Annotated in this window: 12 protein-coding genes; 11 read left to right on the forward strand and 1 reads right to left on the reverse strand. The window is 36.4% G+C overall.

Features of this window, described 5'->3' with window-relative positions; all coding sequences use genetic code 11:
* The first annotated feature begins 2 nt into the window (after positions 1–2).
* From bshB1 to MHB70_RS06800, 4 genes are read left to right on the forward strand one after another with little or no spacing between them, the layout of a single operon-like run.
* On the forward strand, positions 3–707 hold the full coding sequence (gene bshB1, locus MHB70_RS06785) for a bacillithiol biosynthesis deacetylase BshB1 (RefSeq protein WP_000015658.1): 705 nt from the start codon (positions 3–5) through the stop codon (positions 705–707).
* Complete coding sequence (bshA, locus tag MHB70_RS06790; RefSeq protein WP_000768312.1) at positions 704–1,849, forward strand: N-acetyl-alpha-D-glucosaminyl L-malate synthase BshA; 1,146 nt, start codon at positions 704–706, stop codon at positions 1,847–1,849. The genes bshB1 and bshA overlap by 4 nt, the downstream gene beginning before the upstream one ends.
* Entirely contained in the window at positions 1,836–3,029 is a 1,194-nt protein-coding gene (locus tag MHB70_RS06795) for a CCA tRNA nucleotidyltransferase (RefSeq protein WP_000439298.1), read from the forward strand. Before bshA ends, MHB70_RS06795 begins: the two co-directional genes overlap by 14 nt.
* Positions 3,014–3,994, forward strand: a complete 981-nt coding sequence (locus tag MHB70_RS06800; protein ID WP_001192039.1) for a biotin--[acetyl-CoA-carboxylase] ligase — start codon at positions 3,014–3,016, stop codon at positions 3,992–3,994. The genes MHB70_RS06795 and MHB70_RS06800 overlap by 16 nt, the downstream gene beginning before the upstream one ends.
* 122 nt (positions 3,995–4,116) lie before the next feature.
* Here the strand turns inward: MHB70_RS06800 and MHB70_RS06805 are convergent, their stop codons facing one another.
* Positions 4,117–4,506, reverse strand: coding sequence for a cupredoxin domain-containing protein (locus MHB70_RS06805; RefSeq protein ID WP_000062349.1), 390 nt, complete (start codon positions 4,504–4,506; stop codon positions 4,117–4,119).
* A gap of 526 nt (positions 4,507–5,032) precedes the next feature.
* Between MHB70_RS06805 and panB the strand changes: the two genes are divergently transcribed.
* The 7 genes from panB (at position 5,033) to aspB (ending at position 12,208) form a co-directional block, all read left to right on the forward strand.
* Positions 5,033–5,869: a 3-methyl-2-oxobutanoate hydroxymethyltransferase gene (panB, locus tag MHB70_RS06810; RefSeq protein ID WP_000851101.1), complete on the forward strand. Its 837-nt coding sequence runs from the start codon at positions 5,033–5,035 to the stop codon at positions 5,867–5,869.
* Positions 5,869–6,717, forward strand: coding sequence for a pantoate--beta-alanine ligase (gene panC, locus MHB70_RS06815; RefSeq protein WP_000692375.1), 849 nt, complete (start codon positions 5,869–5,871; stop codon positions 6,715–6,717). Before panB ends, panC begins: the two co-directional genes overlap by 1 nt.
* A 12-nt stretch (positions 6,718–6,729) precedes the next feature.
* Positions 6,730–7,113: an aspartate 1-decarboxylase gene (panD, locus tag MHB70_RS06820; RefSeq protein ID WP_000490175.1), complete on the forward strand. Its 384-nt coding sequence runs from the start codon at positions 6,730–6,732 to the stop codon at positions 7,111–7,113.
* A gap of 133 nt (positions 7,114–7,246) precedes the next feature.
* Positions 7,247–10,051: an ATP-dependent DNA helicase DinG gene (gene dinG / locus MHB70_RS06825; RefSeq protein WP_061530150.1), complete on the forward strand. Its 2,805-nt coding sequence runs from the start codon at positions 7,247–7,249 to the stop codon at positions 10,049–10,051.
* 251 nt (positions 10,052–10,302) lie between these two features.
* Positions 10,303–10,473, forward strand: coding sequence for a YpmA family protein (locus MHB70_RS06830; protein WP_000412179.1), 171 nt, complete (start codon positions 10,303–10,305; stop codon positions 10,471–10,473).
* A 7-nt stretch (positions 10,474–10,480) separates the two neighbouring features.
* Entirely contained in the window at positions 10,481–11,002 is a 522-nt protein-coding gene (locus MHB70_RS06835) for a cell wall elongation regulator TseB-like domain-containing protein (RefSeq protein WP_000758736.1), read from the forward strand.
* An 18-nt stretch (positions 11,003–11,020) separates the two neighbouring features.
* Positions 11,021–12,208 (forward strand): aspartate transaminase AspB, encoded by a 1,188-nt coding sequence (gene aspB, locus MHB70_RS06840; RefSeq protein ID WP_061530149.1) that lies wholly within the window; start codon positions 11,021–11,023, stop codon positions 12,206–12,208.
* Positions 12,209–12,213: the final 5 nt, after the last annotated feature.

Below are 12,213 nucleotides of genomic sequence, written 5' to 3' on the forward strand. Positions count from 1 at the left end.
TTATGAGTGGATTACATATATTAGCGTTTGGTGCTCATGCCGATGATGTTGAAATCGGCATGGCGGGTACCATTGCAAAATATACGAAGCAAGGGTTTGAAGTAGGTATTTGTGATTTAACAGAAGCTGACCTTTCTTCAAATGGAACGATAGAGTTGAGAAAAGAAGAAGCAAAGACCGCAGCTCGTATAATGGGAGTAAAAACGAGACTGAATTTAGCGATGCCAGATCGTGGCTTGTATATGAAAGAAGAGTTTATACGTGAAATTGTAAAGGTAATCCGTACATATAAACCAAAACTCGTTTTTGCACCATATTATGAAGATCGTCATCCAGATCATGCAAATTGTGCAAAGCTTGTGGAAGAGGCTATTTTTTCAGCAGGAATCCGTAAATATATGCCAGAACTTCCACCACATCGTGTGGAGTCTTTTTATAATTATATGATTAATGGTTTTCATAAACCGAATTTTTGTATAGATATTAGTGAGTACCTATCGCAAAAAGTGGAAGCATTAGAAGCGTATGAAAGTCAGTTTTCAACAGGGAGTGATGGTGTTAAGACGCCGTTAACAGAGGGTTACGTTGAAACTGTGGTCGCTCGTGAGAAGATGTTTGGGAAAGAAGTTGGAGTCTTGTATGCCGAAGGATTTATGAGTAAGAAACCGGTTTTATTACATGCTGATTTAATAGGGGGATGTAAATGAAATTAAAAATAGGTATTACATGTTATCCTTCTGTAGGTGGTTCTGGAGTTGTTGGAACAGAATTAGGAAAGCAATTGGCGGAACGCGGGCATGAAATTCATTTTATTACATCGGGTTTACCATTTCGATTAAATAAAGTGTATCCAAACATTTATTTTCATGAAGTGACGGTGAATCAATACTCTGTATTTCAATATCCACCATATGATTTAGCATTAGCGAGTAAAATGGCAGAGGTTGCACAAAGAGAAAGTCTTGATATTTTACATGTGCATTACGCAATACCACATGCAATTTGTGCTTATTTAGCGAAACAAATGATTGGAGAGCGTATTAAAATTGTTACAACCTTGCATGGAACAGATATTACTGTGTTAGGTTCCGACCCTTCGTTAAATAATTTAATTCGTTTTGGTATTGAGCAGTCTGATGTTGTTACTGCTGTCTCGCATTCATTAATTGACGAAACGCATGAGCTTGTAAAACCAAATAAAGACATTCAAACGGTATATAACTTTATAGACGAACGTGTATATTTCAAGCGTAATATGTCTCAATTAAAGAAAGAATACGGTATAAGTGAGAGTGAAAAGGTACTTATTCATATTTCAAATTTCCGTAAAGTGAAACGTGTGCAGGATGTTGTTCAGGCATTTGCTAAAGTTGCTAAAGAAGTTGATGCGAAATTGCTTCTTGTTGGAGACGGACCAGAATTTTGTACAATTTTACAGATAGTGAAGAATTTACATATTGAAGATCGCGTTTTATTCCTAGGGAAGCAAGATAATGTTGCAGAACTGCTTGCGATGAGTGATTTAATGTTGCTTCTATCAGAGAAGGAAAGTTTTGGTCTTGTTTTATTAGAAGCGATGGCGTGTGGTGTACCTTGTATCGGAACAAGGGTTGGAGGTATTCCAGAAGTCATTCAACATGGTGAAACAGGATATTTATGTGAAGTTGGCGATACAACAGGTGTGGCCAATCAAGCCATTCAGCTATTAAAGAATGAAGAGCTTCACCGTAATATGGGAGAGCGAGCAAGAGAAAGTGTTTATGAGCAGTTCCGCTCAGAAAAAATCGTCTCACAATATGAAGCAATTTACTATGACATACTAAGGGATGACAAAAATGGAAAGATTTAAAAAAGCTAGTTCTATTATTGAGATATTAAAACAACAAGGACATGAGGCTTATTTTGTTGGTGGGAGCGTACGAGATCTTATTATCGATAGGCCGATTGGAGATATTGATATTGCGACATCTGCTTTACCAGAAGAAGTAATGGATATATTCCCAAGACATGTTCCTGTTGGTCTTGAGCATGGAACTGTAATTGTTGTAGAAAATGGTGAACCTTATGAGGTAACCACTTTTCGAACAGAAAGCGAATATGAAGATTTTCGAAGACCTAGTAGTGTTCAATTTGTTCGTTCATTAGAAGAGGATTTAAAACGTCGTGATTTCACAATGAATGCGATTGCCATGACAGAAGAAGGCGAAATGGTGGATTTATTTGCTGGGCAGGAAGCGATTCAAAAGAGAGAAATTGTGACAGTTGGAAATGCAGCGAATCGTTTTCAAGAAGACGCACTAAGAATGATGCGTGGCATTCGGTTTGTAAGTACGTTAGGGTTTTCTTTAGAAACGAAAACGAAGCAAGCGATTGAAACGTATGGACACTTGCTAGAACATATAGCAATTGAGCGCATCACAGTAGAGTTTGAGAAACTGTTAACTGGTACCTATTGTGTGAAGGGCCTCAAAGAATTAGTAGAGACGAAGCTATTTTCTCATTTGCCCTATTTACAAATGTCAGAAGAGAGACTGTTAAAAGCTACGCAGTATAAATGGGATTCTTTTGAAACAGACATTGAGGCATGGGCATTTTTCTTATATTGTATCGGAGAAGAGCATCCATCTGTATTTTTACGTCAATGGAAGTTTTCGAATAAAAAAATAAAAGATATTGTCGCAGTTTTATTAACAATTCGTACGAGAAAGGAGAAGGATTGGGATACAGTCCTTCTTTATAAAACGGGAATTCATATCGCTGAAATGGCAGAGAGAGTATATGAAGCGATGATTGAAAACTATAACCCTACATCTGTTAAACGAGTACAATCAATGTTTCATGCATTGCCAATCAAGGGTCGTCAAGAAATGAATGTGAGTGGGAATGATCTATTAAACTGGGCGAATAAAAAGCCTGGTCCGTGGGTTGCTGAAATGCTTCAAAAAATCGAAGAAGCGATCGTACAAGGAAATGTAGTTAATGAGAAAGAGAGTATAAGGGAGTGGCTGCAAAGATGCAATCTACTATAAGAAAGCAGTTGTTGCAAGTTTTTTCTGAAGCGGATGGAGAGTTTGTATCTGGCCAAACGATTAGTGATAAACTTGGTTGTTCAAGAACCGCTGTGTGGAAACATATGGAGGACCTTCGGAATGAGGGATATGAACTTGAAGCTGTGCGTCGATTAGGTTACCGCATTGCGGGGAAGCCAGACAAAGTAACTGCTAATGAAATTCAGTTAGGATTACAAACAGAGCGTATCGGTAGAACGGTTTATTTTGAAGAATCAGTTGAATCTACTCAGCATATTGCAGCAAAACTTGCTTATGAAGGAGTAGAAGAGGGAACAATTGTCGTTGCGGAAGAGCAAACTGCAGGTAGAGGCCGTTTAAGTAGAAAGTGGCATTCGCCAAAAGGAACAGGAATTTGGATGAGTATTATTTTGCGTCCATCGATCCCGGTTCATCATGCCCCGCAGCTCACTCTGCTAGCGGCTGTTAGCGTTGCACAAGCAATTGAAAAATGCACAGGTGTAAATGTAGGAATTAAATGGCCGAATGATATTTTAATTCAAGGTAAAAAGGCTGTAGGTATATTAACAGAAATGCAAGCGGATCCTGATAAAATCAATGCTGTCATTATGGGAATTGGTATTAATGCGAATCAAAAACAAGAACATTTTGATAAGGAAATTCAGCAAATTGCCACTTCTTTAGCGATTGAATCAGGTAAGCCAATTGTTCGTGCGGAACTTATGCAACAAATCTTTTTACAACTAGAAAAATTATATGAAGAGTATTTACAAAATGGTTTCTCTGTAATTAAAATTCTTTGGGAAAGTTACGCTGTGAGCATCGGGAAAGAAATTACTGCCCGAACGATGAGACAGACGATTACGGGGCTAGCAAAAGGGATTACAGAAGAGGGTGTATTGCTTCTGGAGGACCATGAAGGGAAAATACATCATATTCATTCTGCGGATATCGAAATGAAGTAAAAGAAGTTCCTTTTTTGGAACTTCTTTTTTATTTCAATATTTTTGAGTAGGCTTTGTAATGTGACAATACACTTTTTACAACTTAAGTTGTATGTAGAGTAACGTTCGATTAGCGCTGCTTATTATTTGATTATTACTTTTCCTTCCATTCCTTTAAGGAGATGGTATCTACATATTAATTCATATGTACCAGTATTTTTAGGTTTTACGGTAATGTTTTTTTCTTTTCCTGACTCAACTACGACGTCAATTCCGAGTTTTTTCACTGTAAAGGTGTGCTCGTTCTTACCTTTATTTTTTAATAACAATGTTGTTGTTTCTTCAATCGGAATAGTGATGACATTCGGATTAAAGTAATCATCGTTAAGTTCGACTTCAATCACTTTCGTTGACTCAATAGGTTGTGTTACGACGTTAGCTGAGGCAACTACGTTGATGGAGTCTAAAGTTATCACACTCACAATCATTACAAACAAACCGAGTAATGGAAATAACCACTTGTTCATAGACATTCGCAATTCTCCTTTTCTAAGTGCTTTTCTTCAATTAACCTGCATCATTAGTTTTAGGCTTATACTATACAGTCAAATAAAATATCAGTATCTTTAAATCAATTTTTTGCATTTAAATGGATTACAAAAGAAATTAACTTGGAGTTGTAAGGTATGTATGGGAAACACACCCACTTATTTTTTAGGACTGAATTCTCTGTAAAAACTATATAGCATATACACTATCTAGTTAAATTTCACATACCGTAATGGAAATAAAAAATTATTTCTTCAAAAAAATGTAGTAATTTCTTTTTGTACTTTGCTATAATTAGTTCGAATGTGGGCAGTATCAGAGCGAACTGCACCATGATTCGAAGCAGTACAAAAAATAATAACTTGGATTCTGCCTTGATCCAATAACGGACTGGGACAGAGGGATGAATAATGCCGACTAACACACAACCCTTCTGCCCTTTTATGGCCAGAGGGGTTTTTTATATGATTTCGGCCATCGCCTCTCTCCTGCATAAAGGAGGAGTAGTTTTTGAAAACAAAAACAGATTTTTTGAAGATGAAAGAGCAAGGTGAGCCGATTACGATGCTAACGGCGTATGATTATCCTTCTGCTAAATTAGCAGAAGAAGCTGAAGTTGATATGATTTTAGTTGGAGATTCTCTTGGGATGGTTGTACTCGGATATGATTCAACAGTACCTGTAACAGTAGAGGATATGATTCATCATACGAAAGCTGTACGCCGCGGAGCGAAAGAAACATTTATTGTAACTGATATGCCGTTTATGTCTTATCACATATCGTTACAAGAAACGATGGTGAATGCACGCCGCATCGTTCAAGAGAGCGGAGCACATGCACTGAAAGTAGAAGGTGCTGGAGAAGTTATATCAACGATTCATTATTTAACGAATGCAGGAATTCCTGTCGTAGCGCATTTAGGTTTAACTCCTCAATCTGTGGGAGTATTGGGTGGATATAAAGTGCAAGGAAAAGATGCTGAAAGTGCAAAGAAATTAATAGACGATGCAAAGAAATGTGAGGAAGCTGGTGCGATAGCACTTGTGTTAGAATGTGTGCCAATGCAGTTAGCAGAATTAATTTCGAAGCAATTAACAATTCCAATAATAGGGATTGGAGCGGGACAAAAAGTAGATGGGCAAGTTCTTGTATATCATGATCTCATCTCATATGGGGTAAATCGTGTTCCGAAATTCGTAAAACAGTATACGTCTGTTCAAGAGGAAATTGTACGTGGGATTTCTCAATATGTTGCTGAAGTGAAGACAGGGCAATTTCCTGAAGAGAAACATTCGTTCACAATGAAAGAAGAAGAATGCTTAGCGTTATACGGGGGAAAACAGTAATGAAAATCATAACTACAGTGCAAGAGATGCAGCAAATTACGAGCGAACTTCGTACAAGTGGAAAGAATATTGGTTTTGTTCCAACGATGGGGTATTTACATGAAGGGCATGCTACTTTATTACGCAAGGCAAGAGAAGAAAATGAAATTGTAGTTTTAAGTGTGTTTGTAAACCCACTACAGTTTGGGCCGAACGAAGATTTAGAGCGATACCCTCGTGATATTGAGAGAGATGAAAGTGTAGCAAAAGAAAACGGTGTGGATTATTTATTTTATCCGAGTGTAGAAGAAATGTATCCGGCAGAACAAACAACAACAGTAGAAGTTGTAAAGCGTACTGACGTATTATGTGGAAAACAAAGACCTGGTCACTTTTCTGGAGTTGCGACTGTACTAATGAAATTATTTAATATTGTAATGCCAAATCGTGCTTATTTCGGTATGAAAGACGCACAACAAGTTGCTGTAATTGAAGGATTTGTAACTGATTTCAATATTCCAGTAACGATCGTACCAGTTGATATTGTAAGAGAAGAAGATGGATTAGCAAAAAGTTCTCGTAATGTGTATTTATCACAAGAAGAACGTGAAGAGGCTTCTCATTTATACCGCAGTCTATGTATAGCGAAAGAAAGAATTGAGGCAGGCGAACGTAATTCAGAAATCATTACAAATTTTGTGAAAGAACATATTGAGACGTATACGAAAGGTACTGTAGATTATGCGGATTTATATGCATATCCGTCATTGGCAATAGTAGGGGAAATGGAAGGAAGAATCATTTTAGCTATTGCAGTTAAGTTTGAAAATGTAAGATTAATTGACAATATAACATTAACGGTTAAATAAGGGGGAGCATCTATGTTTCGCACAATGATGAGAGCAAAGTTACATCGTGCAACTGTAACGGAGGCAAATTTAAACTATGTAGGTAGTATTACAATAGATGAAGATTTAATGGATGCAGTAAATATTGTAGAGAATGAAAAAGTTCAAATTGTAAATAATAATAACGGTGCGCGCTTAGAGACATATGTTATTAAAGGCGAACGCGGTAGCGGTGTTATTTGTTTAAACGGTGCTGCAGCAAGGCTTGTACAACCGGGAGATAAAGTAATTATAATTTGTTATGGCTTAGTTACGGAAGAAGAGGTTCATAAACAAGAACCAAAAATTGCAGTGTTAGACGATCAAAATCAAATTGTTGAAATGTTAGGTGCTGAAAAGGCTGGTACAATATTATAAAAGGGGAAAGCTATCTCTATATCAGGAGATAGCTTTTTTGTGCATCTTTTCATTAAGATGAGATAAAACGTGGTATAGTAACATTATATGAATTATTGTTGTTTGAAAGGTAAGAAATTGAGGTGTTACATATATGAGTAAACGTTATGTCGTTGTTGATTTAGAGACGACAGGAAACTCCTGGAAAGACGGGAAAGATAAAATTACCCAAATTGCAGCTGTTGTAGTAGAAGATGGAGAGATATTGGAAATTTTTTCATCTTTTGTTAACCCAAAGAGAGAGATTCCCGTATTTATTACAGAATTAACAGGGATTGATGAAAGTCTCGTAAAACAAGCCCCGTTATTTCAAGATGTAGCCCCGATGATTGTTGAGCTATTACAAGGTGCCGCTTTCGTTGCGCATAATGTTCACTTTGATTGGAATTTTTTAAACGAAGAATTAAGGCAGGCTGGATATACAGAAATACATTGTCCTAAAATCGATACGGTTGAATTGGCACAAATTCTTTTGCCAACAGCCGATAGTTATAAATTACGTGATTTAGCTAAGAAACATGAACTCGAACACGATCAACCACATCGTGCGGATAGTGATGCTCTTGCGACAGCAGAGTTGTTTTTACAATTTTTAAATGAAATTGAAAAATTACCACTTGTTACATTACAATCACTTTATGAATTGAGTGATGTTTTCCAAAGTGATATAGCTGATGTGCTTTCTGAAAATATTTTAAAGAAAGTAATGCATGGTAAAGAAATAAAAGCGGAATATGAAGTGTATCGCAATATTGCACTGAGAAAACGGAACTATTCCTTAAGTCTTGGAGAAACATATTCATTAAAATTTGATGCTTTCTTGAATAAAACGATGGATAAACTGGAATTACATATGCCGAAGTTTGAAAGAAGAGAAAGTCAGCAAATGATGATGAAAGAGATATATACGGCGTTAAGAGATTCTCGTTTTTCTCTTATTGAAGCAGGTACAGGGACGGGAAAGACTCTTGCTTATTTACTTCCTAGTCTTTATTTTGCGAATAAAAAAGAAGAACCTGTCGTTATCAGTACACAAACGGTACAACTTCAACAACAAATACTTGAAAAAGAAATGCCGTTATTGCAAAAAATAATGCCATTTTCATTTGAGACAGCTCTTCTAAAAGGGAGAAAGCATTATCTTTGCTTACATAAATTTGAATATGCTTTGCAAGAGGAAGAAAAAAATTACGATATGGCACTTACGAAGGCGAAAATTTTAGTTTGGTTATTAAAAACTGAAACAGGTGACCGAGATGAATTAAATATTCCAGAGGGCGGAAAGTTACTTTGGAATCGTATTTGTAGTGATGCGTATAGTCCGGGCGGTATGCAAAGTAATTGGTTTAGTCGATGCTTTTATCAGCGAGCGAAAAATAAAGCTTTATTTGCAGATATCGTTATTACAAATCATGCATTATTATTTCAAGATTTTTCAAGTGAAGAACCACTGTTTTCTTCATGTGAACATATAATTTTTGATGAAGCTCATCATATTGAAGAAGCTGCGAGTAGAACACTAGGTGAGCAGTTCTCTTGTATGTATTTTCAATTGATTTTATCTCGACTTGGTACACTAGAAACGGATGATGTGCTTTCTAAAGTATATAAAATGATGAAAAAATCAGAGCAAGCATCTCGTTCTACTTTCCGTATGATAAGCCATAGTTTGAAGGAACTTAAATTTGATGCGGATGAACTATTCCAAATGTTACGTACTTTTATATTTAAACAAACAAAGCAAGAACAAGGAACAAACAATATGCCGCTCATTTATCGATATAACACGGAAGTAGAGCAAGGTAAGTTGTGGGATAGTATTGTTGAGTTAACAAATCGTTTTGTATATGAATTAAGAAGAATAGTGACCATATTTGAGAAACAAGTAGATATATTGCAAAGTAAGTTAGAGTGGGAAATGCATGTTGTTACGGGTGAATTTATGCATTTAAGTGGGTTACTGAGAAAGATGGCAGAATCATTACAGTTGCTCATATTGGAAAAAAATGCATATGTAACTTGGATGGAGACGGAGACGAAAGGAACGATTCATTCAACCATTTTATACGCGCAACCAGTTCATATTGGAGAAAGGTTTGCTGATGAATTTTTAACAGAAAAAAAGAGTGTTATCTTTACATCTGCAACATTAACAGTTAACGATACATTTGACTATATAAAAGAAGAGCTTGGCTTACATGATTTTGCTCCAAATACTTTACAGGTTCAATCGCCATTCCATTATGAGAAACAAATGAAATTAATGGTTTCAACGGATGTACCGTTTATTAAGCGAGTAAGTAATGAGGAATATATTGAATCTGTATCGGAACATATTGCCAAGATAGCAAAAGTTACAAAAGGGAGAATGCTCGTTTTATTCACTTCGTATGAAATGCTGAAAGAAGCGTATGCGAATTTGAAAAGCAATGATGAATTAGAAGGCTATCTATTATTAACACAAAGTGTAAACAATAGGAGTCGAAGTCGCTTAATTCGAAAGTTTCAAGAGTTCGACAAGTCAATATTGTTAGGCACGAGCAGTTTTTGGGAAGGAATCGATATTCCAGGAGATGCCTTGAGTTGCCTTGTCATTGTCCGTCTTCCTTTTACACCTCCTCATCAGCCGATGATGGAAGCGAAAGGTGAATGGCTAAAAAATCAAGGTGAGGACGTATTCGCAAAATTAACGCTCCCGCAAGCAATATTACGTTTCAAACAAGGATTTGGGCGTTTAATTCGAACGAATACTGATACGGGGACGGTAGTAGTGTTAGACCGTCGATTGACGAGTTCTTCCTATGGAAAAAGATTTTTACAATCAATTCCTAATGTACCTCTTTATGAAGGACCGTTAGAAGAGTTGTTGGTGCAATTAGAAGAACCGTCAAATGAATAAAAATTGGAAGAAAAATACGCCTGAAGTACTTATGAGCTTCAGGCGTAAAAAATGTGGGTAGGAGGAATTTTATTTTTCTTACTTCTTGTATACAAAATGTATTGGTTTTCGACTTGAAACCTTTTTTTGCTGTACATGTCCTGCTATAATAGATGGGTGATGAAGCAGGGGTTGTAAAGAATGTACTCTTATTGTAACCGCATTGCGTTCTTCTATAATTAGAAATTTTTGTGTAACGGAGGAGTTTTTTCATGGAGAAGAAAATCGAAGTACTATCAACGACGCGTATTAAATATTCGTCAGATTTGTATAAAATTGTTGATAGTTTGAATCGTACGTTAAAAGAGCAGGACCTCATGTTCGGATTAGCATTAGACGAAAAAGACAAAGAAACAGCTGTATTTACGATTTACAGAACGTAGTGATACAATGAAAAAGTGGATCTTTGCAATCATTATCGTTATCGTTGCTAGCGGAATATATGGGGCGTATGTTTATAATAAAGCGATGGATAAGAAAATTCCCAAAGAGTCGAAATCTGTAGAAATTGCTAAAGAAAAAGCAAAGCTTACAAAAGTGACATCTGTTGATTATTACAACGGAAAAGCTGCATATACAGTCGTACAGGGTACAGATGAAAAGGGAGAACATCTTATCGTTTGGGTGCCTGAGAAAAAAGGGGATACCGTAGTAAGGAAAAAGAGTGAAGGTATTTCCGAAAAAGAGGCTATACAAAGAACAATAGAACAAGTCGGCGATAAAGAATCAAAAAGAAAGCCGAAAGAAATTCTGAAAGTGAAATTAGGCTTTGAAAAAGGTATTAGAGATGGTGTACCAGTAGAAGTACCATTATGGGAAGTTACATATATTGATTATGACAATCGTTATAATTACTACTATCTTGAATTTAAAGATGGGTCGTTTTTAAGACGATATAGCGCTCAAAAATAGATGTAGGGGGAACTACAAATGAAATTAGCAAAGCGAGTAGCTGCTTTAACACCGTCTTCAACTTTAGAAATTACAGCAAAGGCACAAGCGTTAAAGGCAGAAGGTCATGATGTAATTGCATTAGGGGCAGGAGAACCTGATTTTAATACACCAGAGCATATTATGGAAGCTGCGCATAAAGCGATGTTAGAAGGACATACGAAATATACGCCAACAGGTGGATTACAATCGTTAAAACAAGAAATTGTGAAGAAATTTACGCGCGATCAAGGAATTCAGTATGATCCATCTGAAATTATTGTATGTAATGGTGCAAAACATGCATTATATACATTATTCCAAGTGTTGCTTGATGAAGGAGATGAAGTTATCATCCCAACTCCTTACTGGGTAAGCTATCCAGAACAAGTAAAGCTTGCTGGCGGTAATCCGGTTTATGTAGAAGGTTTAGAAGACAATAAGTACAAAATTACAGCAAAGCAGTTGCGTGAGGCAATTACAGAGAAAACGAAAGCAGTTATTATTAATTCACCGAGCAATCCAACAGGAATGATTTATAGCAAAGAAGAATTACAACAGCTTGGAGAAGTATGTTTAGAACATAATATTTTAATCGTTTCAGATGAAATTTATGAGAAGTTAATTTATGGTGGTGCGGAATATACTTCAATTGCCCAGCTTTCTAATGCATTAAAAGAACAAACCCTAATTATTAATGGTGTATCTAAATCGCATTCTATGACAGGATGGCGTATTGGATATGCAGCTGGAAATAAGCAGCTGATTAAAGCGATGACGAACTTAGCGAGTCATAGTACGTCAAACCCTACTTCAATCGCTCAATACGGCGCAATCGCGGCATATGCAGGCTCACAACAACCTGTAGAAACAATGCGCCAAGCATTTGAAGAGAGATTAAACATTATTTATGATAAATTAATTCAAATCCCTGGCTTTACTTGTATTAAACCGCAAGGCGCGTTTTACTTATTTCCTAATGTAAAAGAGGCTGTAGCTTTATCAGGATATGATACAGTTGATGAGTGGGCGAAAGCTTTATTAGAAGAGGAAAAAGTTGCTCTTGTGCCGGGTACAGGATTTGGGGCTCCAAATAACGTTCGTTTATCATATGCGACATCTCTTGAACAAGTAGAGAAAGCATTAGAACGTATTCATACGTTTATGAAAAGTAAAGTGAAAGCTTAATTGTA

Source organism: Bacillus sp. FSL M7-1020, from assembly GCF_038050415.1.
Taxonomy (GTDB): domain Bacteria; phylum Bacillota; class Bacilli; order Bacillales; family Bacillaceae_G; genus Bacillus_A; species Bacillus_A toyonensis.

What these genes read in the sequence shown, in the direction of transcription:
- bshB1 (WP_000015658.1), top strand. Translation starts at nt 3, where the DNA reads ATGAGTGGATTACATATATTAGCGTTTGGTGCTCATGCCGATGATGTT.
- aspB (WP_061530149.1), top strand. Translation starts at nt 11,021, where the DNA reads ATGAAATTAGCAAAGCGAGTAGCTGCTTTAACACCGTCTTCAACTTTA.
- panC (WP_000692375.1), top strand. Translation starts at nt 5,869, where the DNA reads ATGAAAATCATAACTACAGTGCAAGAGATGCAGCAAATTACGAGCGAA.
- bshA (WP_000768312.1), top strand. Translation starts at nt 704, where the DNA reads ATGAAATTAAAAATAGGTATTACATGTTATCCTTCTGTAGGTGGTTCT.
- MHB70_RS06800 (WP_001192039.1), top strand. Translation starts at nt 3,014, where the DNA reads ATGCAATCTACTATAAGAAAGCAGTTGTTGCAAGTTTTTTCTGAAGCG.
- dinG (WP_061530150.1), top strand. Translation starts at nt 7,247, where the DNA reads ATGAGTAAACGTTATGTCGTTGTTGATTTAGAGACGACAGGAAACTCC.
- MHB70_RS06795 (WP_000439298.1), top strand. Translation starts at nt 1,836, where the DNA reads ATGGAAAGATTTAAAAAAGCTAGTTCTATTATTGAGATATTAAAACAA.
- panD (WP_000490175.1), top strand. Translation starts at nt 6,730, where the DNA reads ATGTTTCGCACAATGATGAGAGCAAAGTTACATCGTGCAACTGTAACG.
- MHB70_RS06830 (WP_000412179.1), top strand. Translation starts at nt 10,303, where the DNA reads ATGGAGAAGAAAATCGAAGTACTATCAACGACGCGTATTAAATATTCG.
- MHB70_RS06805 (WP_000062349.1), bottom strand. Translation starts at nt 4,506, where the DNA reads ATGTCTATGAACAAGTGGTTATTTCCATTACTCGGTTTGTTTGTAATG.
- MHB70_RS06835 (WP_000758736.1), top strand. Translation starts at nt 10,481, where the DNA reads ATGAAAAAGTGGATCTTTGCAATCATTATCGTTATCGTTGCTAGCGGA.